22 protein-coding genes, 1 tRNA gene and 1 riboswitch are annotated in these 24,279 nt (G+C 40.8%); of the genes, 22 read left to right on the top strand and 1 reads right to left on the bottom strand.

From position 1 onward, the window contains the following. The first annotated feature begins 227 nt into the window (after positions 1–227). Positions 228–1,109, top strand: a complete 882-nt coding sequence (locus tag B5F53_RS13675) for a DUF1002 domain-containing protein (protein WP_087224347.1) — start codon at positions 228–230, stop codon at positions 1,107–1,109. A 220-nt stretch (positions 1,110–1,329) separates the two neighbouring features. Here B5F53_RS13675 and B5F53_RS13670 read toward each other — a convergent pair whose 3' ends face one another. Continuing rightward, positions 1,330–1,977 carry a GTP pyrophosphokinase gene (locus tag B5F53_RS13670; RefSeq protein ID WP_087224345.1) on the bottom strand — a complete coding sequence of 216 codons (648 nt, stop codon included), beginning with the start codon at positions 1,975–1,977 and terminating at the stop codon, positions 1,330–1,332. 233 nt (positions 1,978–2,210) lie between these two features. Here B5F53_RS13670 and B5F53_RS13665 point away from each other — a divergent pair, with 233 nt between their 5' ends. From B5F53_RS13665 to B5F53_RS13565, 21 genes are all read left to right on the top strand, one after another. Next, complete coding sequence (locus B5F53_RS13665) at positions 2,211–3,113, top strand: S1 RNA-binding domain-containing protein (protein WP_087224343.1); 903 nt, start codon at positions 2,211–2,213, stop codon at positions 3,111–3,113. 14 nt (positions 3,114–3,127) lie between these two features. Further along, complete coding sequence (locus tag B5F53_RS13660; protein WP_087224341.1) at positions 3,128–4,789, top strand: putative manganese-dependent inorganic diphosphatase; 1,662 nt, start codon at positions 3,128–3,130, stop codon at positions 4,787–4,789. A 22-nt stretch (positions 4,790–4,811) separates the two neighbouring features. Beyond that, positions 4,812–5,402, top strand: a complete 591-nt coding sequence (locus tag B5F53_RS13655) for a flavin reductase family protein (RefSeq protein WP_087224339.1) — start codon at positions 4,812–4,814, stop codon at positions 5,400–5,402. Positions 5,403–5,473: 71 nt separating this feature from the next. Next, positions 5,474–5,992: a shikimate kinase gene (locus B5F53_RS13650; RefSeq protein WP_087224451.1), complete on the top strand. Its 519-nt coding sequence runs from the start codon at positions 5,474–5,476 to the stop codon at positions 5,990–5,992. A gap of 174 nt (positions 5,993–6,166) precedes the next feature. Beyond that, positions 6,167–7,459 carry a UDP-N-acetylglucosamine 1-carboxyvinyltransferase gene (locus B5F53_RS13645; RefSeq protein WP_087224337.1) on the top strand — a complete coding sequence of 431 codons (1,293 nt, stop codon included), beginning with the start codon at positions 6,167–6,169 and terminating at the stop codon, positions 7,457–7,459. An 18-nt stretch (positions 7,460–7,477) separates the two neighbouring features. Beyond that, positions 7,478–7,575, top strand: a riboswitch (SAM riboswitch). A 123-nt stretch (positions 7,576–7,698) separates the two neighbouring features. Next, entirely contained in the window at positions 7,699–8,886 is a 1,188-nt protein-coding gene (metK, locus tag B5F53_RS13640; protein ID WP_087224335.1) for a methionine adenosyltransferase, read from the top strand. Between the two features lie 169 nt (positions 8,887–9,055). Next, positions 9,056–10,204, top strand: coding sequence for a sensor histidine kinase (locus B5F53_RS13635; protein ID WP_087224333.1), 1,149 nt, complete (start codon positions 9,056–9,058; stop codon positions 10,202–10,204). Next, positions 10,197–10,886, top strand: a complete 690-nt coding sequence (locus B5F53_RS13630) for a response regulator transcription factor (RefSeq protein ID WP_087224331.1) — start codon at positions 10,197–10,199, stop codon at positions 10,884–10,886. The genes B5F53_RS13635 and B5F53_RS13630 overlap by 8 nt, the downstream gene beginning before the upstream one ends. A gap of 20 nt (positions 10,887–10,906) precedes the next feature. Beyond that, positions 10,907–12,340, top strand: coding sequence for an aminotransferase class I/II-fold pyridoxal phosphate-dependent enzyme (locus B5F53_RS13625; protein ID WP_087224329.1), 1,434 nt, complete (start codon positions 10,907–10,909; stop codon positions 12,338–12,340). Beyond that, a complete protein-coding gene (locus B5F53_RS13620) occupies positions 12,337–12,924 on the top strand; it encodes a guanylate kinase (RefSeq protein WP_087224327.1) in 588 nt (195 codons plus the stop codon). The genes B5F53_RS13625 and B5F53_RS13620 overlap by 4 nt, the downstream gene beginning before the upstream one ends. Positions 12,925–12,995: 71 nt before the next feature. Beyond that, the gene (gene holB / locus B5F53_RS13615; RefSeq protein ID WP_087224325.1) at positions 12,996–13,985 is read left to right on the top strand and encodes a DNA polymerase III subunit delta'; all 990 of its coding nucleotides are present in this window, start codon (positions 12,996–12,998) and stop codon (positions 13,983–13,985) included. 2 nt (positions 13,986–13,987) lie between these two features. Continuing rightward, the gene (locus tag B5F53_RS13610) at positions 13,988–14,896 is read left to right on the top strand and encodes a PSP1 domain-containing protein (protein ID WP_087224323.1); all 909 of its coding nucleotides are present in this window, start codon (positions 13,988–13,990) and stop codon (positions 14,894–14,896) included. Next, positions 14,886–15,626, top strand: coding sequence for a tRNA1(Val) (adenine(37)-N6)-methyltransferase (locus tag B5F53_RS13605; protein ID WP_087224321.1), 741 nt, complete (start codon positions 14,886–14,888; stop codon positions 15,624–15,626). The genes B5F53_RS13610 and B5F53_RS13605 overlap by 11 nt, the downstream gene beginning before the upstream one ends. 25 nt (positions 15,627–15,651) lie before the next feature. After that, positions 15,652–16,494: a 16S rRNA (cytidine(1402)-2'-O)-methyltransferase gene (gene rsmI, locus B5F53_RS13600; protein ID WP_087224319.1), complete on the top strand. Its 843-nt coding sequence runs from the start codon at positions 15,652–15,654 to the stop codon at positions 16,492–16,494. A gap of 234 nt (positions 16,495–16,728) precedes the next feature. Beyond that, positions 16,729–18,651: a DNA topoisomerase (ATP-hydrolyzing) subunit B gene (gyrB, locus tag B5F53_RS13595; RefSeq protein ID WP_087224317.1), complete on the top strand. Its 1,923-nt coding sequence runs from the start codon at positions 16,729–16,731 to the stop codon at positions 18,649–18,651. A 48-nt stretch (positions 18,652–18,699) separates the two neighbouring features. Continuing rightward, complete coding sequence (gene gyrA / locus B5F53_RS13590) at positions 18,700–21,201, top strand: DNA gyrase subunit A (RefSeq protein WP_087224449.1); 2,502 nt, start codon at positions 18,700–18,702, stop codon at positions 21,199–21,201. A 5-nt stretch (positions 21,202–21,206) separates the two neighbouring features. Next, positions 21,207–21,752, top strand: a complete 546-nt coding sequence (locus B5F53_RS13585; RefSeq protein WP_087224315.1) for a hypothetical protein — start codon at positions 21,207–21,209, stop codon at positions 21,750–21,752. 43 nt (positions 21,753–21,795) lie between these two features. Then, positions 21,796–22,638 carry a fumarate hydratase gene (locus B5F53_RS13580; protein WP_242970324.1) on the top strand — a complete coding sequence of 281 codons (843 nt, stop codon included), beginning with the start codon at positions 21,796–21,798 and terminating at the stop codon, positions 22,636–22,638. 17 nt (positions 22,639–22,655) lie between these two features. Beyond that, the gene (locus tag B5F53_RS13575) at positions 22,656–23,210 is read left to right on the top strand and encodes a Fe-S-containing hydro-lyase (protein ID WP_087224312.1); all 555 of its coding nucleotides are present in this window, start codon (positions 22,656–22,658) and stop codon (positions 23,208–23,210) included. Further along, positions 23,207–23,923 carry a lysophospholipid acyltransferase family protein gene (locus B5F53_RS13570; protein WP_087224310.1) on the top strand — a complete coding sequence of 239 codons (717 nt, stop codon included), beginning with the start codon at positions 23,207–23,209 and terminating at the stop codon, positions 23,921–23,923. Before B5F53_RS13575 ends, B5F53_RS13570 begins: the two co-directional genes overlap by 4 nt. A gap of 123 nt (positions 23,924–24,046) precedes the next feature. Then, positions 24,047–24,134, top strand: a tRNA-Ser gene (locus B5F53_RS13565). Positions 24,135–24,279: the final 145 nt, after the last annotated feature.

The following is a 24,279-nucleotide window of genomic DNA, read 5'->3' as shown; positions in this document are numbered from 1 at the left end:
ATTATTTTTTATTACAATGCTAGTATACCCACAAATTATGAGAAAAGCGTGTTTAACTTGTAAAGAAATCATGAACGAATAGGAAAAGATTTGTGAATATGAATAAATTCTAAAGTAAAAACTGTAGATCTTAAACAAAGAATAAAATAATATTTCACTTTTTATTAAGAAAATGTCTTTGAAAATTGTGATATGATGTATAGAAAGAAATAGAAAGAAGGGAAATTATGAAAAAACTTGCAATTTTATTTTTATCGGGAATTCTATTGCTGTCAGCTCCACTGACTGTACTGGCTGACAGCAGTTCAGCAAATCAGACGTATATTTCACTGGGAGCAGATTTAAATCAGCAGGAGAGAGCTACTGTACTGAATCTTTTAGGGGTTACAGAACAGGAGTTAAGTAATTACAAAGTAACAAAAGTTACCAATAAAGAAGAGCATGAATATCTGGATGGGTATCTCAGCAGCAGCATTATCGGAAGCCGGGCCCTTTCTTCTGTAAAAATAGTAGGAAAAGAAGACGGATATGGAGTGAAAGTCTCTACCAAGAATATTACATACTGTACAACGGAAATGTATCAGAATGCCCTTGTAACTGCGGGAATTGAAAATGCGGAAGTAAATGTGGTAGGGCCGTTCGGTATATCAGGAACTGCGGGTCTGGTAGGCGCAATCAAATCTTATGAAGAAATGACAGGTAAGAAAGTAAGTGAAAAGAGCGCAGATACAGCGACGAATGAACTGGTAATTACCAGCGATATTGGAAAAGATCTGGAAGATCCGGAAAAAGCTGCGGAGCTGGTAGCTTTCGTAAAAAATGAAGTGGTGGCCCAGAACCTGACAGAAGAAGAAATCGGCGAACTGGTGGACGAGGCGTCTGCTGAGTTTGAAATCAATCTCTCAGAGGAAGACAGACAGAGAATCATTGACTTAATGGAGAAAATTAAAGATCTGGATTTGGATGTGAACCAGCTTCAGGAGCAGATTAGCAATTTATATGACAGACTGGACAGCATGGGACTGGATATTAACAGTGAACAGGTTCAGGGATTTTTAGATAAATTAATTGATTTGATCAAGAGTTTTATTGACAAACTGACAAATTAAATTAAAAAGATTTTGTGCAAATACACGAATAAGAGGAGAAAAATAGGAAAAAATTGTGCATATATATGAAAATTAATAAAATGTTCATGAAATGTTCATAATATTCTGTTATGATAACAATGTTCGGAAGAACAGCTAAAATTAAGAAAGTAATGGTTTCATTACACATAAATTTTTCATAATAATTTGCCCCGGTAATACTACCGGGGCACTCCTCATTTTAAGACGTTGTTCCATAAGACTGGATTTCCGTATTGAGCTGAAGCATTTTCTGATCCAACTGGGAAACGATTTCCGCACATTCCCTTAATTCCTTACTGATATGGGAGGGAGCGTTTCCCTCGAATTTATAATACATCTTATGTTCCAGCGTTGCCCAGAAATCCTGGGCGACTGTCCGTATTTGAATTTCCACCTTTGTATTGACAATCTCATCAGAAGAAAATATAGGTACTGAAACCAGTAAATGATAACTTTGATACCCGCTTTCCTTGGGATGGCGAATATAATCTTTTACAGAAAGAATAGTAATATCGTCCCGGCTGGTAAGCATCTCAGACAGCCGGTAAATATCCGAGGTAAAGGAACAGGTGATGCGGATACCGGCTATATCATTGATGTAGCGGACCATATTTTCAACGCTGGATTCATGTCCGCAGCGTTTCAGTTTTTTTACAATGCTTTCAGGTGTTTTAATACGGGATTTTATATGTTCGATGGGATTATACCTGTGAAAATGCTGGAATTCATCATTTAAAATATCAATTTTCGTACGCATTTCTTTTAAAGCGGATTTGTATAAAAAAATCACAGTATCCCAATCGTTGGCCTTTTTTATATGTTGGAGCGAGACAGCTTCCTTTTTCATAAAATCACATCCTTAATTGTTTCAGTCTTTCTATAAATGTAGATTTAAAATCCGTATCTATTCATACGATTTCACATTTTGAACATTATATCACATTTTTTGTATTAGAAAATACAGAAGTTTGTATTTTTTCTCTTGTTCATTGGCAGAAGCTTTTGTATACTTTATTTAGGAAAATGAAAGTCATGTGATCTTGAGTGTAAAAACAAATAACAGGTCAGGAGGAAGATAAAATGTCAGAAACTATGAAAGACTACGAAAAGGAACTGGAAGCCTCATATAAAAAAATTGCAGAGGGAGATATATTAACAGGTACGGTTATCGGAACCACAGAGGAAGAAGTTATCCTGGATCTGAAATCTTATGCGGAAGGGATTATTAAAGCGGAAGATTACAGCCGTGAACCTGGATTTTCTGTGAGAGAGCAGGTTCATGCAGGAGATGAGGTCACAGCAACGGTTATTCGTGAAGATGACGGAAACGGAAATATTTTAATGTCAAAAGTGGAAGCAGATGATGTTCTGGCCTGGGATAAATTAAAAGATCTTCAGGAAAATGAAACCGTATTGGATGTGGTCATTAAGGGAATTGTAAAGAGTGGAGTGATTGCCTATGTAGAAGGAGTCAGAGGATTTATACCTGCATCCAGACTGAGTTTAAGCTATGTGGAAGAGCTGGAAGATTATCTCAACAAAAACATCCGGGTTCAGGTTTTAGAAGTAGACAAAGATAAGAAAAAACTGATACTTTCTGCCAGAGAACTTCTTCTGGAGAAGGAAAAAGAAGAGCAGAGAAAAAAGATCTCCAATTTAGAGACAGGGCTGGTAACAGAAGGAACAGTGGAAACCCTTCAGCCATACGGGGCATTTGTGAATCTGGGAAATGGTTTGTCAGGATTGGTGCATATTTCTCAGATTAGCCAGAAAAGAATTAAAAAACCTTCGGAAGTACTCTCTGTGGGCGATAAAGTGAAAGTCCAGATAACAGCAATCAAAGACGGAAAGATCAGCCTGAGTATGAAAGCACTGGAAGACGTTACGGCAAAAGAAATTGAAGAAGAAGTTTTCGAACTGCCGGAAACAGAAGAGGCGACAACATCTCTGGGATCTTTGTTTGCAAATATTAAATTAGATTAAAAAGGTTGTGGAATATGAAAACAGAGAAAATTTTTGTTATAGGACATAAAAATCCGGATACGGATTCTATATGCTCTGCGATTGCTTATGCAGATATTAAAAACCGTACGGCTCCAAAAGATAAAAAATATGTGCCGAAGCGTGCAGGGCAGATTAACCAGGAAACGGAATACGTACTGAATCGTTTCCAGGTGGATCCTCCGGGATATATATCAAATGTGGGTACCCAGGTAAAAGATATGGATATAAGGACCAGTCCGGAAGCCCATAAAGATATTTCTCTGAAAAGAGCCTGGGATATTATGATGAAAAATGAACTGGTAACACTTCCTGTAAGAGATGAAAAAGAGGCTCTGGAGGGAATTGTCACAATCGGAGACATTGCAAAAACCTATATGGATACTACGGACAGTTACCTTCTGGGCAATGCAAAATCTCAGTATTACTGGATTGCGGATACGGTAGACGGACTGATTATTGTGGGAGATAAGGATAAACACTTTGAACATGGAAAAGTTATGGTAGCAGCCGGCAGTCTGGAAATTATGGAGGCCTATATTGAAGAAGGAGATCTTCTGATCGTTGGAAACAGGGATGATGTACAGATTCAGGCTATGAACTGTAAAGCCAGATGTATTGTTGTGTGTCTGGGTTCTGAAATATCGGAAGAAGTGAAAAAGATGGCAAATGAGACGGGAACAGTTATAATTATGTCGCCCTATGACACATTTACCGTTGCCAGGCTGATTAATCAGAGTATACCCATTGGATATATTATGAAAACAGAGAATCTGGTGAGTTTCCATACGGAAGATTTTACTGATGATATACAGGAAGTGATGGCGAAATATCGTCACCGTGCATTCCCTGTTGTGAATAAAAGAGGAAAGTGTGTGGGAACGATTTCCAGAAGAAATCTTCTCGGCATGAATAAAAAGAAACTGATCCTGGTGGATCATAATGAAAAAGATCAGGCTGTGGATAATATTGAAAAAGCAGATATTCTGGAAATTATTGATCACCATAAACTGGGACGTCTGGAAACTATGGCGCCTCTTATGTTTCGCAATCAGCCGGTAGGCTGTACCGCTACGATTTTATATCAGATGTATGGGGAACAGAAACTGGAAATACCGGCGCACATTGCTGGATTATTATGTTCCGCTATTATTTCAGATACCCTGATGTTTCGTTCTCCAACCTGTACTCTGGCAGATAAGATGGCTGCAGGAGCTCTGGCGCTGATAGCCGGAATTGACATTGAGAAATTTGCAAAAGAAATGTTTACGGCCGGAAGTAACTTAAGGGGAAAAGCACCGGAAGAAATTTTCTATCAGGATTATAAGAAATTTATTGCTGACGGTGATATTACATTCGGAGTAGGCCAGATCAGTTCTATGGACGAAGAAGAACTGGAAGAAGTGAAACTCAGAATCCTTCCCCTTATGAAAAGTGAATGCGGAAATAACGGGGTATCGAAAATTTATTTTATGCTGACAAATATCATTAATGAATCCACAGAACTGCTGTATTGCGGAGAAGACAGTCAGAAGATGGCGGCCATTGCCTTTGGCAAAGAACCGGAAGGAGAATCTTTCCTGCTGGAAAAGGTTGTATCCAGGAAGAAACAGTTAATTCCTGCCCTGATGGAAGCAGCGCAAATCTTAAATTCATAAAGCAGAAGGAAAGGACAGCAAGATGGCAAAACAGGAATGGAAGTCAGGAAATATGCTGTATCCGCTTCCCGCAGTAATGGTAAGCGTATCAGACGGACAGGGAAAAGATAATATTATAACCGTTGCATGGGCGGGAACAGTATGTACAAACCCGCCCATGGTGTCCATATCTGTGCGTCCGGAACGATATTCTTATGAATTTCTGAAAAAGACGGGAGAATTTGTAATAAATTTAACTACGGAAGAACTGGCATATGCTACAGATTACTGCGGTGTGAAATCCGGCAGAGACGTGGATAAATTTGAAGTACTTCATCTGACGAAGGAGAAAGGGTCTTTTGTAAAGGCTCCAATGATCGGAGAATCCCCGGTTTCTATTGAATGTAAAGTAGAAGAAATCAGGAAATTGGGTTCTCATCATATGTTTATAGCGAAAGTTCTGGCTGTACATGCAGAAGAATCTTATTTAAATGAAAAAAATAAGTTTGAATTCAATAAGTCCAGGCCTTTAGTGTATTCTCATGGAGAATATTATGGAATCGGCAAACGATTAGGGGATTTTGGCTATAGTGTCAGAAAGAAAAAGAGAAGAAAAAAACAAAATAAAAGGTAACAGTTGCAAAATAAAAAAAGGCGTGCTATTATGAGAACGCCTGAAATCAGGAAAGAAAGAATAACAGAATGATGAAGAAACAGAATAATATTGTACTTATTGGAATGCCGGGAGTGGGGAAAAGCACTCTTGGAGTTGTATTGGCTAAGGTTCTGGGATTTCAGTTCTTAGATTCTGATCTGCTGATTCAGGAACAAGAAGGAAGAAAACTTTCCAGAATTATAGAAGAAGAAGGATACAAAGGATTTCAGAATATCGAAGACAGAGTAAATGCTTCGATTGATGTAATACATACAGTAATTGCCACAGGCGGCAGCGTCGTTTACTGCAAAGAGGCAATGGAACATTTAAAGAAGATTGGAACGGTTGTTTATCTTCATGTTTCACTGGAAGAACTCCAGAAAAGGCTTGGAAATTTAAAAGGCCGGGGCGTTTTATTAAAAGACGGACAATCCCTGGAGGATTTATATGATGAGAGAACGCCTTTGTATGAATCTTATGCAGATATTAAAGTAAGCGAAGAGGGGAAAGATTTGGAAGAAAGTTTGCAGGCGCTTCTGGAGATACTAGAAAACAGAAATAACAAATAAAAGGAATTCTACATGGCGCCTGTAGAAACAGATGGACCCGGATTGGCAGGGGAAAATTAATTATTATTTACAAATTTAAAAAGAATGTTATAATATAAAATAAATATGTCATGAAAGTTAATATTTTTTCCAGTCAGTTAGGATGTAGGAGTTAAATAATCATAGAGGTGTGTTATGGAACAATATGTTATCAAAGGCGGCAACCCGCTTGTGGGAGAAGTTGATATTGCCGGAGCCAAGAATGCGGCGTTAGCTATTTTAGCAGCGGCAATTATGACAGATGAGACGATACTGATTGAAAATTTACCTGACGTAAGAGACATTAATGTATTATTAGAAGCCATCGCAAAAATAGGAGCACATGTAGAAAGAATTGACAGATCTGTTGTAAAAATTAACGGTTCTACAATTGGAGAACTCAGTGTTGACTACGAGTATATAAAGAAGATTCGTGCATCTTACTATTTATTAGGTGCGTTACTTGGAAAGTATAAACATGCAGAGGTTCCTCTTCCGGGAGGATGCAATATCGGAAGCCGTCCGATTGATCAGCATCTGAAAGGTTTTCGGGCTTTAGGTGCGAAAGTAAGCATTCTGCATGGAGCAATTGTAGCGGAAGCAAAAGAATTAAAAGGAAGCCATATCTTTATGGATGTGGTTTCAGTAGGAGCAACCATTAACATTATGATGGCAGCTTCCATGGCACAGGGCCGAACCATTATTGAAAATGCGGCGAGAGAACCCCATGTAGTGGATGTGGCCAACTTTTTAAACAGTATGGGAGCCAATATTAAAGGAGCCGGTACCGATGTAATTCGTATCAAAGGTGTAGAAAAGCTCCATAAGACCGAATATTCCATTATTCCGGATCAGATTGAAGCGGGAACGTTTATGTTTGCGGCAGCGGCTACTCAGGGAGATGTAACGGTACGCAATGTAATACCCAAACATCTGGAAGCAACCACTGCGAAGCTGGAGGAAATCGGATGTCAGGTAGAAGAATTTGATGATGCAGTCCGTGTGGTTGCCAATAAGCGTCTTCGCCGTACCCATGTGAAAACACTTCCGTATCCCGGTTATCCTACAGATATGCAGCCCCAGATTGCCGTGACCCTGGCTTTGGCAGAAGGGACAAGTATTGTAACAGAAAGCATTTTTGAAAATCGTTTTAAGTATGCAGATGAGCTTTCCAGAATGGGAGCAAATATTAAAGTAGAAGGCAATACAGCCATTATTGATGGCGTTCAGAAGCTGACAGGGGCAAGAGTAAGCGCGCCGGATTTAAGAGCAGGAGCTGCGCTTGTGATTGCAGGACTGGCTGCCGATGGAATTACCATTGTGGATGATATTGTATATATCCAGAGAGGATATGAAAGTTTTGAGGAGAAATTAAGAAGCCTTGGAGCTGAAATTGAAAAAGTATCCAGCGAGAAGGAAATTCAGAAATTCCGTCTGAGAGTTGGGTAAGTCATAAATTAAATAGTTCTCTTATTCAGAGTGGCGGAGGTACATAGGACCTGTGAACCCACGGCAACCCCCTGAGCGGAAGGTGCCAACCTGAGCGATAATTCGAACAATAAGAGGATTTAATAACTGAGAAAATGAGTATTAAGTCCGTCTTATGACGGACTTATTTATGTAATAGGAAATGTGACCGCGCCCGGCGCGCAAATTGTTCAAGTATTAAAATATAAAGGAGAATAGACATGGAGAAAATTTTATTTACTTCTGAATCTGTAACTGAAGGTCATCCGGATAAAATGTGTGATGCAATATCCGATGCGATTTTAGATGCGTTAATGGAACAGGATCCCATGAGCCGTGTAGCCTGTGAAACAGCAACGACTACAGGGCTTGTTCTGGTAATGGGAGAGATTACAACAAATGCATACGTAGATATTCAGAAAATTGTAAGAGACACGGTTCGTGAGATCGGATATACCAGAGGAAAATACGGCTTTGATGCAGATACCTGCGGTGTTCTGACAGCAATTGACGAACAGTCTTCCGATATTGCTATGGGCGTGGATAAAGCCCTGGAAGCAAAGGAAAATCAGATGGATGACTCGGATCTGGATGCAATCGGCGCCGGAGATCAGGGAATGATGTTCGGATATGCAACAGACGAAACGGAAGAATATATGCCTTATGCCATTTCCATGGCTCATAAGCTTGCCAGACAGCTTACAAAAGTCAGAAAAGACGGAACTTTAAATTACCTTCGTCCCGACGGAAAAACACAGGTAACTGTAGAATATAATGAAGAGGGAAAACCTGTTCGTCTGGATGCCGTTGTATGCTCTACCCAGCATGATCCGGATGTGACGCAGGAACAGATACATAAAGATGTGAAAAAATATGTATTTGATCCCGTTATTCCTCAGGATATGGTAGACGCAGATACCAAATTCTTTATTAATCCTACAGGAAGATTTGTAATCGGCGGACCTCACGGTGACAGCGGATTAACAGGAAGAAAAATTATTGTAGACACCTACGGCGGATACGGACGTCACGGCGGCGGAGCTTTCTCCGGAAAAGACTGTACAAAGGTTGACCGTTCTGCAGCTTATGCGGCGCGTTATGTAGCGAAAAATATTGTAGCTGCCGGCCTTGCAAAGAAATGTGAAATCCAGCTTTCCTATGCAATCGGAGTAGCGCATCCTACTTCTGTAAGAGTGGATACTTTCGGAACAGGAAAACTTTCTGATACCAAACTGGTAGAAATTATCCGTGAGAACTTCGATTTACGTCCGGCAGGAATTATTAAAATGCTGGATTTAAGAAGACCAATCTATAAGCAGACGGCTGCTTACGGACATTTTGGAAGAAACGATCTGGATCTGCCATGGGAAAAAACTGACAAGGCAGAAACTTTAAAGAAGTATTTATAATCAGGATGGAAAGCTGTTGCTGATCGGAATTTGGCGGCAGCTTTTCTTTTTATTGATATTTATAAACTAATATTATCACATTTTATAGAAAATTAAGAGAAAAGAGAAGTGTCGTATGCTATAATAAATTCAAAGAGGACGTTATGGAAGCAAAGAATGGTGTGATGGTATGAAATTAAAGACAAGAATTGTAGTGGGATTTCTGATGGTAATTCTGGTTCCGCTGCTTTTATTTTCTGCAACATTTTACGGGATCAGCCAGGTACAGGTGAATCATTTTAACAGCGAAAGCAAAGAAGACGGAGATTATGACATCGTAATTGAATCCTCACAGGACGGACAGGCCAGAATACAGCTTATGGTAAAGGACTTGTTTTTTTCCGCCTTTGTTATTTTAGTTTTTACAGGATTGTCAGTGGGATTGTGGATTTACAGAAGCGTGGCGGCCCCCCTTGTAAAACTGAAAAGAGCTACCCATAATATAAAAGAGGGAAATCTGGATTTTACAATCGAAGCAGAAGGAACCGATGAATTTGCAGAATTATGTCAGGATTTTGAAGACATGAGAAAACGGCTGAAAGCATCCACAGAAGAAAAAATTATGATGGACAGAGAAAGTAAGGAGCTTATCAGTAATATTTCTCATGACTTGAAAACCCCGATAACCGCTGTTAAAGGATATGTGGAAGGAATCATGGACGGAGTTGCCGATACTCCTGAAAAAATGGATAAATATGTAAAGATTATTTATAATAAAACCAATGAGATGGATCATTTGATTAATGAGCTGACCTTTTATTCAAAAATTGATACCAACCGCATTCCCTATACTTTCAGTAAACTGAATGTAGAAGATTATTTCAGCGACTGTGCGGAGGAATTGGAGGCAGAGCTGGAGACCAGAAATATTGAGCTTGTATACGCCAATTATGTGGATGGAAATGTTCTTATTATTGCTGATGGAGAGCAGATAAGAAGAGTAATACATAATCTGATTTCCAACGCCATTAAATATATGGATAAGAAAAGAGGAATTATCCAGCTTCGGGTAAAAGATGTGGGAGATTTCATTCAGGTCGAGGTGGAAGACAACGGAAAAGGAATTGCCTCAAAAGATCTGCCGCTTATTTTTGACAGATTCTACCGTACTGATTTTTCCAGAAATTCCTCAAAAGGGGGAAGCGGAATAGGTCTTTCCATAGTGAAGAAGATTCTGGAAGATCACGGAGGAAAAGTCTGGGCTACCAGCAGAGAAGGAATTGGTACAATTATGTACTTTGTAATCAGAAAATACCAGGAGGTGCCAATCAATGAATAAAATATTAATCGTAGAAGACGAAGAGGCAATTGCTGATTTGGAAAAAGATTATCTGGAGCTTTCCGGATTTGAAGTGGAAATCGCAAACAGAGGCGATATAGGTATGAAAAAAGCCATGGAAGAAGATTATAATCTTCTGATTCTGGATTTAATGCTTCCGGAAGTGGATGGATTTGAAATCTGCAGACAGGTAAGAGAAGAAAAGAATACGCCCATTATTATGGTATCTGCCAAGAAAGACGATATTGATAAAATCAGAGGTCTTGGGCTGGGAGCAGATGATTATATGACGAAACCATTCAGCCCCAGTGAACTTGTAGCCAGAGTGAAAGCCCATCTGGACAGGTATAATCGTCTGATCGGATCCAACGCGGTGAAAAATGATATTATAGAAATAAGGGGAATTAAGATTGATAAGACAGCCCGCCGGGTATGGGTAAATGGAGAAGAGACTTCTTTTACTACTAAAGAATTTGATCTGCTTACATTCCTGGCTGAGAACCCCAACCATGTATTTACCAAAGAAGAACTTTTCCGGGAAATCTGGGATATGGAATCGGTGGGAGACATTGCAACCGTTACTGTGCATATAAAAAAAATCAGGGAGAAAATCGAATTTAATACAGCGAAACCACAGTATATCGAAACTATCTGGGGTGTGGGATACCGCTTTAAAGTATAAATTTGATTTAATTTATAAGAATGGAATCTTTGTATGACAAATTGAAAGAGTACAGTCAGAAAGAGAACTATCCTTTCCACATGCCGGGTCATAAAAGAAATCCGGAATCAATGAATATGGAGAACTGCGGGGAATTCATAGATATTACAGAGATCCATGGATTTGATAACCTGCATCACAGTGAAGGAATTTTACGGGCGGCTCAGGAGCGAGCCGCACGTCTTTTTCATGTTAGGGAAACTTTTTACAGTATCAATGGAAGTACAGGCGCCCTTCTGGCTGCTGTCTCAGCCGCAGTAAAACCGGGAGGAAGAATTCTCATTGCCCGGAACTGCCACAAGGCCGTTTACCATGCAGCAGCCATACGAAGACTGAAAGTTTCCTATATTTATCCACAAGTGGAGAAAACATTCGGGATAAATGGAGGAATTTCACCGGAAGATGTGGATAAGATCCTTGATCAGCAGCCGGAAATCGAAGCGGTGGTCATTACCTCTCCTACTTATGACGGAAGGGTATCCCATGTGAAAAAGATTGCAGAAATTGTCCATACTCATAAAAAGGTATTGATTGTTGATGAAGCCCATGGCGCGCATTTTTCTTTTTCTGATCAGTTTCCGGACTCCGCTGTTCTTTCAGGGGCTGATCTGGTGATCCAAAGTCTTCATAAGACCCTTCCCTCTTTTACTCAGACAGCGGTTCTTCACCGAAATTCCGAAAGAGTAAACAGAGAAAAATTACAGAAATTTATGGAGATTTATCAGAGCAGCAGTCCTTCTTACCTTTTAATGGCAAGTATGGATTCCTGTATCTGTGATTTAATGGAACATGGGAAAGAGAAGTTCGCTGCATATGTTCGCCTGATTCAGGAGACAAGGAAAAAGCTTTCCGGGTTAAAGAGGCTGCATTTGATTACGAAAACAGATGTGGTGAATAAGGCAGCAGTGGCAGATATGGATATTTCTAAATTTGTTATATCTGTAAAAGGAGTATCGATTACAGGAAAAGAGCTGTCCCGGCTTTTGAGAGAAAACTATCATCTGGAAATGGAGATGGAGGCAGAAAATTACGTTCTGGCGCTGTCTTCTGTGGGAGATCGAAAAGAAGGAATGGATCGCCTTATTCATGCTCTTCTGGAAATCGACAGCCGTTTGGAAAGAAAAGAGAAGGAATACTTCTATGAGTTCAGAAGAGAGAACTCTCTGATGGAAATCGGGGAAGCTATGGAAAGCCCTTCTGAAAGGATCCCCCTTTTGGAAAGTCAGGGGGAAATTTCCGGAGAATTTGTTTACCTGTATCCCCCGGGGATTCCTCTTTTAGTTCCGGGAGAGAAGATCTCTTTACAATTTCTCCGGGATATGAGAAGATACAAAAAGCTGGGATTCCAATTGGAAGGATTATCAGATTTTAAAAATGAGACAATACGTGTAGTAAAAGAAGGATTAGAAACATGAGTAAAATTTTCTATATAATGGGAAAAAGTGCGTCCGGAAAAGATAAAATCTACGGAATACTTTCTTCCATGGAAGAACTGGAGCTGAACAGGCTGATTCTATATACTACCAGGCCTATCCGGTATGGGGAAGTGGACGGAAAGCAATATTATTTTGTAGATGAAGAGAGATTTCAGAAATTTCAGAGAGAAGGGAAAATCATAGAATCCCGTTCTTATGATACGGTGCATGGAGTGTGGACCTATTTTACGGCTGACGATGGGCAGATGGATTTGGAAAATCAGGATTATATTGCAATCGGAACGCTGGAGTCTTATATAAAAATGAAAGACTATTATGGGGAAGAGAAGGTCTGTCCTGTCTACATTGAGGTAGAGAACGGGGAACGTCTGAAACGGGCTTTAAAAAGAGAAGGGAAACAGGAGACGCCTAAATACCAGGAAATGTGCCGCAGATTTCTGGCAGATGAAGAAGACTTTTCTGAAGAAAAAATAGAAAATGCGGGGATCAGAAAGAGGTTTGAAAATATAGATTTGGATAAGTGCGTAAGAGAAATTGCAGAGTATATTAATTCTGAAAAATAGGACATTTGTTCTGTTAAAGGGATTTAATTTATGATATACTAGGTAGGAATAAGATACAGGAGGTGATTCTTATGAGTGGTTTCCAATCCATTATTGGACATGAAGAAGTTATTGAACATCTGCAAAATGCAATTAAAACAGGAAAAGTCTCTCATTCCTATATATTCACCGGTGAAGCAGGGGCTGGAAAGAAGCTTCTGGCAACAACATTCGCCATGACTTTACAATGCGAGAAAAAAGGAATTGAACCTTGTATGGAATGTGATTCCTGTAAAAAAGCCGTAGGTAAGAATCATCCGGATATAATCGTATTGACCCATGAAAATCAGTCATCCATCAGTATTGAGGAAATCAGAGAAAAGGTGGTAGGGGATATTTCCATTAAACCCTACTGCAGTCCTTATAAGATATATATTATTCCGGATGCAGAGAAAATGACTCCTCAGGCGCAGAATGCCCTTCTGAAGACAATTGAGGAGCCCCCGGCTTATGCAGTTATTATTTTATTAACATCGAATATTAACGAGCTGCTTCCTACGATTCAGTCAAGATGCGTGAAACTGAATCTGAAAATAATTGACAACAGCCTTGTTAAAAATTATTTAATGGACAAACTTCACGTGCCGGATTATCAGGCGGAAGTTGACGCTTCTCTGGCTCAGGGCAGTATCGGCAGGGCGCAGGAAGCAGCAGAAAGTGAAGATTTTGCAAGAATAACAGAAAATGCCTTGAAGATTTTAAAATATGCAGGCAAACTGGGAGCTTTTGAATTGGCAGAAGCATTGAAAAACATGGTATCCGATAAGCAGTCTATTGATGATTATCTGGAAATATTCCAGTTCTGGTTCCGGGATGTTCTGATGTTTAAGGCTACACAGGAAATTGACAATCTGGTATTTAAACAGGAAATTAATTATATCAAGGAACAGGCCAGCGAAAAGTCTTATGAAACGATTGAGAAGATTTTAGAAGCTCTTGAGAAAACAAAGGTACGTCTTCATGCAAATGTGAATTTAGAGTTGGCGCTGGAACTTCTGTTCCTGACAATCAGGGAGAAATAAGAATGACAAAAGTAGTAGGCGTGAGATTTCGAAATGTGGGAAAAATTTATTATTTTGATCCAAAAGATTATCAGATAAATACCAATGATCACGTAATTGTAGAGACAGCCAGAGGAATTGAATACGGAAAAGTCGTTCTGAAACCCAGGGAAGTGGATGATTCCAAGGTGGTTCATCCGCTGAAAGAAGTATTGCGGGTGGCAACGAAGGAAGACGATCTGCAGGAAGAAAAAAACCGCATAAAAGAAAAAGAAGCATTTAAAATCTGTCAGAAGAAAATCCAGGAACACGGACTGGAAATGAAGCTGATCGATACGGAATATACTTTTGACAATAACAAGGTACTGTTTTATTTTACTGCTGATGGTAGGATTGATTTCCGGCAATTGGTAAAAGACCTGGCTGCTGTCTTTAAAACAAGGATAGAGCTGCGTCAGATTGGAGTCCGGGATGAGACGAAAATCCTTGGGGGTATCGGAATCTGCGGAAGACAGTTATGCTGTCATACGTATCTGTCAGAGTTTGCTCCCGTATCCATTAAGATGGCAAAAGAACAGAATCTGTCTCTGAATCAGACTAAGATCTCCGGAGTATGCGGCCGTTTAATGTGCTGTCTGAAAAATGAACAGGAAACCTATGAAGAACTCAATAAGAAACTTCCGGGAAACGGAGATACGGTAACCACACCCGACGGACTGACCGGAACTGTTCACAGTGTAAACGTGCTGCGCCAGAGGGTGAAAGTCGTTGTAGAGGTCAATGATGAAAAAGAAATCCAGGAGTACAGCGTGGACGAATTAAAATTCCGTCCCAGAAAGCGCAAAGAGAAGATGAAAATCTCAAAAGAAGAGCTGAAAGAGCTGGAGGGTCTGGAAGATAAAGAAGGGACGTCGAAACTGGATGATCAATAACATACTGCAGGAAAAGGAACGTCTGGATGATTTACAGAACGGATACTGGATCATCCAGAATCCGGAAAACTTCTGCTTTGGTTTGGATGCTGTTTTATTATCCTGTTTTTCCAGGATTCGTCCGGGTGAGGAAGTCCTGGATCTTTGTACAGGAACAGGGATTGTCCCTCTCCTTTTAAAAGCGAAGACCCCGGGAAAGCATTTTACCGGACTGGAAATACAGGAAACATGTGCGGATATGGCAAGAAGAAGTGTGGAGTATAATCGTCTGCAGTCAGAAATTGAGATTGTGACAGGGGATGTAAAGGAAGCTGCCGGGTTATTTGGTGCAGCTTCTTTTGATGTGGTTACCTGCAATCCTCCGTACATGATCGGACAGCATGGGCTGCAGAACCCACAGATGCCCAAAGCCATAGCAAGACATGAAATTTTATGTACCCTGGAAGATATTGTAAGGGAAACCTCTAAAATATTAAAATCCAGGGGAAAATTTTACATGATACACCGGCCGTTTCGTCTTCCGGAAATCTTTCACACATTGATGAAATATCACTTGGAACCGAAACGGATGAGACTGGTTTATCCCTATGTGGATAAAGAACCGAATATGGTATTGATTGAAGCTATGAAAGGCGGAAATCCCAGGCTGAAGACAGAAAAGCCGCTGATTGTCTATGAAAGTCCCGGGGTGTATACCAGGGAAATTCTGGAACACTACCGTATGGGATAAGGACGGGAAAGAAAGGAGAGCTGTAATGTCCGGAAAACTTTATCTGTGCGCCACTCCAATCGGAAATCTGGAAGATATTACTCTTCGTGTTATCCGGGTATTAAAGGAGGCAGATTTAATTGCCGCGGAAGATACCCGAAACAGCAGAAAGCTATTGAATCATTTTGATATTCATACGCCTATGACCAGTTACCACGAGCACAATAAATTTCAGAAAGCCCGGCTGCTGATTGAAAAGATGCAGCAGGGACAGGAGATTGCCCTTATAACGGATGCAGGAACCCCCGGGATTTCCGATCCGGGAGAAGAACTGGCCAGGATGGCTTATGAGGCCGGAATTGAGGTGACTTCTCTTCCGGGACCGGCGGCATGTATAACCGCCCTTACTTTATCGGGACTTCCGTCCAGAAGATTTTCCTTTGAAGCGTTTCTGCCTGCGGATAAGAAGGAGAGAAGCCGGATTTTAGAGGAACTGCAGCAGGAGACAAGAACAATTATTCTCTATGAAGCGCCGCATCGCCTTTTACGCACGTTAAAAGAGCTGAAAGAGGCTCTGGGAAACAGGAAGATGACTCTGTGCCGGGAACTGACCAAGAAGCATGAAACGGCCTTTCATACGTCCATTGAGGAATGTATTCAGTTCTATGAAACCCAGGAACCGAAGGGGGAATGTGTTCTGATAGTGGAAGGCAGAAGCAGAGAAGAGATTGAGGAAAATAAGCGAAAAAAATGGGAAACCATGAGTATTGAAGAACATATGCAGTTGTATCTGGACCAGGGGTTGGAAAAGAAAGAGGCTATGAAATCCGTGGCTAAAGACAGAGGGCTGTCAAAAAGAGAAATTTATCAGTATCTGAATTGTCAGTAAAGAAATATTTGCCGCCGCAGAAGGAGAAGAAACATCTTCTTCCTGCAGCGGTATTTTTATGTCTGTTTCCTGAGAGAACGGCTAATATAATAAGAAGTTATCCTTATTTTTTAATGGAAAACAGCCCTGTTTTATGGTATACTAAATAAGTATTAGTCTGTTTAAAAACAGAATCTGAATAAATAGAAATTTAATTTTCACATGGATAGAACATAGAAAAACAGGAGGAAAACTATGGGCGCAGAAAATATAGAGTATGGTGCGGATCAGATTCAGATCCTGGAAGGTCTGGAGGCGGTACGTAAAAGACCGGGAATGTATATCGGCAGTACGTCATCCAGAGGTCTGCATCATCTGGTATATGAAATCGTAGATAATGCGGTAGACGAGGCACTGGCAGGCTATTGTGATGAAATTACAGTTACCGTTCATGAAGACAATTCTGTCACAGTCACAGACAATGGACGAGGTATTCCGGTGGGAATTAATCACAAAGCGGGAATTCCAGCCGTAGAAGTTGTTTTTACCATTCTGCATGCCGGCGGTAAATTCGGCGGCGGCGGATATAAAGTGTCCGGAGGATTACATGGGGTAGGAGCATCCGTAGTAAATGCGCTGTCAGAATGGCTGGAAGTTACTATCTATCATGAGGGAAAAGTATATCGTCAGCGTTATGAAAGAGGCAACACCATCTATAAGCTGAAGGTAGTGGGGGAATGCGAGCCGGATAAGACAGGTACCAGCATTATATTTAAACCCGATGCAGAGGTATTTGAAGAGACGGTTTATGACTATGATATTCTGAAACAGCGTCTGAGAGAAATGGCCTTTTTAACAAAGGGTCTGAGAATTATTTTAAAAGACGAAAGAGAAGAAAAGAAGGAAAAAGTATTTCATTACGACGGCGGAATTAAAGAATTCGTCTCGTATCTTAACAGAAGTAAAACAGAACTTTATCCAGAAGTGATTTATTGCTGCGGAGAAAAAGACGGCGTACTTGTGGAAGTTGCTATGCAGCATAATGACTCTTATACAGAAAATTCTTATGGGTTTGTCAATAACATTAATACGCCGGAAGGCGGAACTCATATCGTTGGTTTCCGAAATGCACTTACAAAAACATTTAATGATTATGCCAGAAAGAATAAACTTCTGAAAGATAACGAAGCCAATTTAAGCGGAGATGATATTCGGGAAGGTCTGGCGGCAATTATAAGCGTAAAGATAGAAGAGCCTCAGTTCGAAGGGCAGACTAAGCAGAAGCTGGGAAACAGTGAGGCCAGAGGCGCAGTGGATAATATTGTAAGTAATCAGCTGGAAATCTTTTTAGAGCAGAATCCCAGCGTTGCCAAAGTAATTATTGAAAAATCTGTTCTGGCACAGCGGGCCAGAGACGCGGCAAGAAAGGCAAGGGATTTAACCAGAAGAAAATCAGCGCTGGAAGGAATGTCCCTTCCCGGCAAACTGGCAGACTGCTCCGATAAGGATCCGAAAAACTGTGAAATTTACATCGTAGAGGGTGATTCTGCGGGAGGTTCTGCGAAAACTGCCAGAAACCGCGTGACCCAGGCAATCCTGCCCCTCAGGGGAAAGATATTAAATGTGGAGAAAGCCCGGTTAGATAAAATTTATGCCAACAAAGAGATTAAGGCTATGATTACAGCTTTTGGAACAGGAATTCATGAAGATTTCGATATTTCAAAGTTAAGATACCATAAAATCATTATTATGACAGATGCGGATGTGGACGGAGCCCACATCGCCACCCTGCTTCTGACTTTCCTTTATCGTTTTATGCCGGAACTGATTAAACAGGGCTATGTTTATCTGGCACAGCCTCCGTTATATAAAATAGAAAAAAATAAAAAAGTCTGGTATGCATACAGTGATGAAGAATTGAATCAGATTCTGACGGAAATCGGAAGAGACAACAATAATAAAATTCAGCGGTATAAAGGGCTTGGAGAAATGGATGCGGACCAGCTCTGGGAGACTACAATGGATCCGGAGCAGAGAATCCTGCTTCGTGTGACTATGGACGAAGAGGCCACCTCGGAAATCGATTTGATCTTTACCACTTTAATGGGGGATAAAGTAGAACCCAGAAGAGAATTTATCGAAGAAAATGCCAGATATGTAAAAAATCTTGATATTTAACTCTGGGCAGAATGTGCTGTCCGGAGATGAATGCAGATGGAGGAAAGAATGGAGAATAATGTTTTTGATAAAGTCCATGACGTCGATCTGAAGAAGACCATGGAGACATCTTATATTGATTATGCGATGAGCGTTATTGCCGCACGAGCTCTTCCGGATGTAAGAGACGGATTAAAACCGGTACAGCGAAGAGTGCTGTACTCTATGATAGAATTAAATAACGGCCCGGATAAACCACACCGTAAATGTGCGCGTATTGTGGGTGATACCATGGGTAAATACCATCCCCATGGAGACAGTTCCATCTATGGAGCTCTTGTAAATATGGCCCAGGAATGGTCCACCCGTTATCCTCTGGTAGACGGTCACGGAAACTTTGGTTCTGTGGACGGGGACGGAGCGGCGGCCATGAGGTATACAGAAGCCCGTTTAAGTAAAATTTCAATGGAAATGCTGGCGGATATTAATAAAAATACGGTAGACTTCGTACCAAACTTTGATGAGACAGAGAGAGAACCTGTGGTTCTTCCGGCCAGATACCCCAACTTACTTGTAAACGGGACATCAGGAATTGCAGTAGGAATGGCAACCAACATTCCTCCTCACAATTTGAAAGAAGTCATTCAGGCAGTGGTAAAAATCATTGATAACATTGTAGAAGAAGACAGAGAAACTGCCATAGAAGAACTTCTAAGCGTGATTAAAGGGCCGGATTTCCCCACAGGAGCCACGATTTTAGGAACCAGAGGGATTGAAGAAGCTTACCGGACCGGAAGAGGCAAAATCCGGGTAAGAGCAGTTACTAATATTGAAAGCCTTCCAAACGGAAAGAGCCGGATTATCGTAACAGAGCTTCCTTACCTGGTAAATAAAGCAAGGCTGATAGAAAAAATTGCCGAACTGGTAAGAGACAAGAAGATTGAAGGGATTACCGATCTCAATGACCACTCCAGCAGGGAGGGTATGCGGATCTGCATTGACTTAAAGAAAGACGCCAACGCCAATGTAATACTCAATCAGCTTTATAAACACACTCAGCTTCAGGACACTTTTGGTGTGATTATGCTGGCTCTGGTAAACAATGAGCCAAAGGTCATGAATCTGAAAGAAATGCTGGAGAACTATCTGTCCCATCAGGAAGATGTAGTAACCAGAAGGACGCAGTATGACTTAAACAAGGCGCAGGAAAGAGCTCATATTTTAGAGGGACTCTTAAAAGCTCTGGATAATATCGATCGAGTTATCCAGATTATCAGAGGTTCTCAGACACCTCAGATTGCGAAAGAAGAACTGATTAAACAGTTTGGCCTGGATGAAGTACAGGCACAGGCAATTATTGATATGCGTCTTCGTGCTTTAACCGGTCTGGAGCGGGAGAAACTGGAAGCAGAATATGCAGAGCTGATGGAGAAAATCAGAAAGTTTAAGGCCATCTTAGCAGACAGAAATCTGTTGCTTCGGGTGATCAGAGAAGAAATTCTGGCTATCTCGGATAAATACGGAGATGAAAGAAAAACTTCAATAGGCTTTGATGAGTACGATATTTCCATGGAAGATCTGATTCCTGATGAAAATACGGTAATCACGATGACGAAACTGGGATACATTAAACGTATGACGGTAGATAACTTCCGCAGCCAGAACCGCGGCGGCAAAGGCATTAAAGGTATGCAGACCATAGAAGACGACTATATCGAAGAACTTCTGATGACAACGACCCATCATTATTTAATGTTCTTTACCAATACGGGACGGGTATACCGGCTGAAGGCCTATGAAATCCCGGAGGCAAGCCGGACAGCCAGAGGTACCGCCATTATCAATCTGCTTCAGCTTATGCCTGGAGAAAATATTACGGCTGTCATTCCGATTAATAAATTCGAGAAGAACCGCTATCTGGTAATGGCTACCAAGAAAGGGCTGATTAAGAAGACGCCGATTCTGGATTATGCCAATGTAAGAAAGACCGGACTGGCTGCCATCTCTCTTCGGGATGAAGATGAACTGATTGAAGTAAAATGTACGGATAATAAAAAAGATATTATTCTGGTAACGAAAGACGGCCAGTGTATCCGGTTTAAAGAAACAGACGTCAGAGTAACAGGAAGAGTCTCCATGGGCGTTAGGGGAATGAATCTGTCCGACGGGGATGAAGTTGTGGGAATGCAGTTAAATTCCCAGGGACATTATTTGTTAATCGTATCCGAAAACGGCATGGGTAAACGGACTTCCGTAGGAGAATTTACCGTACAGAACCGCGGCGGCAAAGGCGTAAAATGTTATAAAATAACGGAAAAAACAGGAAATGTAGTAGGAGTAAAGGCAGTAAACGAAGAAAATGAGGTAATGTTAATTACTACGGAGGGGATTATTATTCGTCTGCAGTGCTCCGATATATCTATATTAGGAAGAATTACATCAGGGGTAAAACTGATTAATCTTACTGAGGGAGTTACCGTTGCCAGCATTGCCAAAGTACGGGAAAAAATAGATGATAAAAATGAACCCAATGAATCTGCAGAAACAAAAGAAGTACAAGGGGATAAATAATTATTATGAAAAAGGGACGAAGAATAGCAGCAGTTTTTCTAATGTTCATCTTACTGACGGGGATTTCAGGATGCGGTGTGAACCAGAAATCCCCGGAAGGTGTGGTTAAGTCATTGATAGAGGCATATGGGGATGACAGTGCAAAAAATGCCAGGAAATGCTTCGGGAGTAAAGAGTCTGATAAGGAGACGGAAGCGGAGATTGAGGCATCTATAAAATACATACAGGCGCATCAGACGGATAAGGTTGATTTACTGGAATGCGGGGTTATAGAGGATTATGGGAAATATTCCTATGTATATATAACCTATAATTTAGTATTGGATAAGAAGAAAGAATATCCGTGCATAGGAACCTATATGGTGAAAAAATCGGATAAAAAATATTATATTATGTCCTCAAAAGAAATTACTCAGGAGATAAGCGAACAGGCAAGCACAGCGTATGCATCTTTTATGAATACCGAACCTTATCAGGACTATTCAAAGGCTTATGAGAAATTCATAAAGCAGAATCCCGGATATGAGGAAAGAATTTCAGAAAAATTATAAGCAGGGATGCTTCGATCCCTGTCAGCAAACGGAGGGTATCCAGTTGAGAGATATACAGGTAAAAGAAATTACAGAGGCTGTTCGTGATATGTGTATCCAGATTAATCACAGTCTTTCTCAGGATATGTGCCGGGTTTTCCAAAAGGCAGTAAACGAAGAAAAGTCAGAATTAGGAAAACAGGTACTGTCACAGCTTCAGGAAAATTTAGAGATTGCTGAAACAGACAGAATCCCTATCTGCCAGGATACGGGAATGGCCGTCATTTTTGCAGAAGTGGGCCAGGAAGTTCATCTGACAGGGGGAAGTCTGGAGGAGGCCATTCATGAAGGGGTACGGAGAGGATACCAGGAAGGGTATCTGAGAAAATCCGTGGTAAAAGATCCGATTTACAGAGAAAATACCAAAGACAACACCCCTGCTGTTATTCATTATTCCATTACCGACGGGGACAAGGTGAAGATTACCCTGGCTCCCAAAGGATTCGGAAGTGAAAATATGAGTAAAATATTCATGCTGAAACCTGCTGATGGAATAGAAGGAGTAAAGAAGGCGATCTTGTCTGCCGTAGAGGAAGCAGGGCCTAATGCATGTCCTCCAATGGTAGTGGGAGTAGGAATCGGAGGAACTTTTGAAAAGTGCGCGATTATGGCAAAGCAGGCTCTGACCAGGCCGGCAGATCAGCGCTCTTCCATTCCTTATGTAAAGGAACTGGAAGAAGAAATGCTCTCTAAGATCAATCAGCTTGGCATTGGCCCAGGAGGTTTAGGAGGGACTACAACTGCTTTTGCAGTGAACATTAATACCTATCCTACTCATATTGCAGGATTGCCGGTGGCTGTAAATATTTGCTGTCATGTAAACAGACATATCAGTAGAATACTTTAAACAGGTGGGAAATGAAAATGGAAAAACATTTGGAGATACCATTAAAAGAAGAAGAGATTAAGAATTTAAAGGCAGGGGATTACGTATATCTGACGGGAACTATCTATACGGCCAGGGATGCAGCCCATAAAAGGATGGCTGAGGCTCTGGATAAAGGGGAAGAATTGCCGTTGGAGATTAAAGGAGCAACAATTTACTATATGGGGCCTTCTCCTGCCAGAGAAGGAAGACCCATTGGATCCGCCGGTCCCACCACAGCCAGCCGGATGGATAAGTATGCTCCCCGGCTTTTGGACCTGGGGATGGCCGGCATGATAGGTAAGGGAAAACGGACAAAAGAAGTAACAGATGCAATCGTGAGAAATCAGGGGATTTATTTTGCAGCAGTTGGAGGAGCAGGAGCCTTACTTTCCAAAAGGATCCTCTCTTCTCAGGTAATTGCCTACGAAGATTTAGGAACAGAAGCGATCCGGAAATTGGAAATTGAAAATTTTCCGGTTATTGTGGTAATTGACTCTCAGGGAAACAATCTCTATGAAAATGCTGTAAAAGAATGGAGACAGATCTCATGAAAAGAATATTGATGATGGTATTAAGAAATTTAATTTTTGTTCCTTACGGCTGGATTAAATTAAATTATTATGCAGCGCATGTTGATAAATATACTGAGGAGCAAAGATATAAATTACTAAAAATGATAGACAGAAGAGCCAATAAGGGCGGCAGTATTACAATTGACGCACACGGAGTAGAAAATATTCCTCCGGAGAACGGCTTTATCTTTTATCCCAATCACCAGGGACTTTATGACGTGCTGGCAATTATTCAGGCATGTCCGGTTCCTTTCTCTGTGGTAAATAAGAAAGAAATTCAGGATATTCCCTTCCTGAAGCAGGTTTTTGCCTGTATGAAGGCATATTCTATAGACAGAGAAGATATTCGTCAATCTATGGAAGTTATTATTAAGGTAACAAAAGAGGTAAAGGCCGGACGTAACTTCTTAATCTTTGCAGAGGGAACCAGAAGTCGTAATGGGAACAAACTTCTGGATTTTAAGGGAGGAAGCTTTAAAGCTGCCACCAAAGCAAAGTGTCCCATCGTCCCTGTAGCTTTAATTGATTCCTATAAATCCTTTGATACCGGATCCATTAAGAAGCTTACGGTGCAGGTGCATTTTCTGAAGCCGATTCCTTATGAAGAATATAAGGATATGAAGTCCACAGAGATAGCAAAAGAAGTAAAAAGAAGAATCGAAACGGTTATAGAAGAAAATGAAAAAAATTAAAAAAAACCGTTGACAAGTTATGCTTTCTTAAGTATAATAATTTTTGCGTCATGTGAGAAAACCTTGATAAAACAAGGGTTTCCGTGATGAAAATTGAAGAACGAATTTCAGAATTCGGAATCCGGAGAAGTACTCAAGAGGCCGAAGAGGTGCCCCTGCTAAGGGTATAGGTCGTTTACGCGGCGCGAGGGTTCAAATCCCTCCTTCTCCGTTTTTTATGAAGAATCCTTCATAAAAAACCACAGAAAAAAGTTTGAAAAAGTTGTTGACAAGCTTGGAAAGCTGTGGTAAGATAACAAAGTTGCTGAGCGAAACAGAGAACAAAAGCTTTGAAAAAAGTTAAAAAAGTTCTTGAC

This window comes from Blautia sp. An249 (assembly GCF_002159835.1).
Classification (GTDB): domain Bacteria; phylum Bacillota; class Clostridia; order Lachnospirales; family Lachnospiraceae; genus Blautia_A; species Blautia_A avistercoris.
Note: the sequence above shows the minus strand (reverse complement) of the source record. Positions and strands in the feature narration are given on the sequence as shown.

Bases quoted from the DNA above. Each gene is read 5' to 3' on its own strand.
- B5F53_RS13605 (WP_087224321.1), top strand. From the start codon at position 14,886: ATGATCAATAACATACTGCAGGAAAAGGAACGTCTGGATGATTTACAG.
- B5F53_RS13630 (WP_087224331.1), top strand. From the start codon at position 10,197: ATGAATAAAATATTAATCGTAGAAGACGAAGAGGCAATTGCTGATTTG.
- B5F53_RS13650 (WP_087224451.1), top strand. From the start codon at position 5,474: ATGAAGAAACAGAATAATATTGTACTTATTGGAATGCCGGGAGTGGGG.
- gyrB (WP_087224317.1), top strand. From the start codon at position 16,729: ATGGGCGCAGAAAATATAGAGTATGGTGCGGATCAGATTCAGATCCTG.
- holB (WP_087224325.1), top strand. From the start codon at position 12,996: ATGAGTGGTTTCCAATCCATTATTGGACATGAAGAAGTTATTGAACAT.
- B5F53_RS13645 (WP_087224337.1), top strand. From the start codon at position 6,167: ATGGAACAATATGTTATCAAAGGCGGCAACCCGCTTGTGGGAGAAGTT.
- B5F53_RS13575 (WP_087224312.1), top strand. From the start codon at position 22,656: ATGGAAAAACATTTGGAGATACCATTAAAAGAAGAAGAGATTAAGAAT.
- B5F53_RS13665 (WP_087224343.1), top strand. From the start codon at position 2,211: ATGTCAGAAACTATGAAAGACTACGAAAAGGAACTGGAAGCCTCATAT.
- B5F53_RS13660 (WP_087224341.1), top strand. From the start codon at position 3,128: ATGAAAACAGAGAAAATTTTTGTTATAGGACATAAAAATCCGGATACG.
- B5F53_RS13655 (WP_087224339.1), top strand. From the start codon at position 4,812: ATGGCAAAACAGGAATGGAAGTCAGGAAATATGCTGTATCCGCTTCCC.
- B5F53_RS13625 (WP_087224329.1), top strand. From the start codon at position 10,907: ATGGAATCTTTGTATGACAAATTGAAAGAGTACAGTCAGAAAGAGAAC.
- B5F53_RS13675 (WP_087224347.1), top strand. From the start codon at position 228: ATGAAAAAACTTGCAATTTTATTTTTATCGGGAATTCTATTGCTGTCA.
- gyrA (WP_087224449.1), top strand. From the start codon at position 18,700: ATGGAGAATAATGTTTTTGATAAAGTCCATGACGTCGATCTGAAGAAG.
- rsmI (WP_087224319.1), top strand. From the start codon at position 15,652: ATGTCCGGAAAACTTTATCTGTGCGCCACTCCAATCGGAAATCTGGAA.
- B5F53_RS13570 (WP_087224310.1), top strand. From the start codon at position 23,207: ATGAAAAGAATATTGATGATGGTATTAAGAAATTTAATTTTTGTTCCT.
- metK (WP_087224335.1), top strand. From the start codon at position 7,699: ATGGAGAAAATTTTATTTACTTCTGAATCTGTAACTGAAGGTCATCCG.
- B5F53_RS13635 (WP_087224333.1), top strand. From the start codon at position 9,056: ATGAAATTAAAGACAAGAATTGTAGTGGGATTTCTGATGGTAATTCTG.
- B5F53_RS13620 (WP_087224327.1), top strand. From the start codon at position 12,337: ATGAGTAAAATTTTCTATATAATGGGAAAAAGTGCGTCCGGAAAAGAT.
- B5F53_RS13610 (WP_087224323.1), top strand. From the start codon at position 13,988: ATGACAAAAGTAGTAGGCGTGAGATTTCGAAATGTGGGAAAAATTTAT.
- B5F53_RS13585 (WP_087224315.1), top strand. From the start codon at position 21,207: ATGAAAAAGGGACGAAGAATAGCAGCAGTTTTTCTAATGTTCATCTTA.
- B5F53_RS13670 (WP_087224345.1), bottom strand. From the start codon at position 1,977: ATGAAAAAGGAAGCTGTCTCGCTCCAACATATAAAAAAGGCCAACGAT.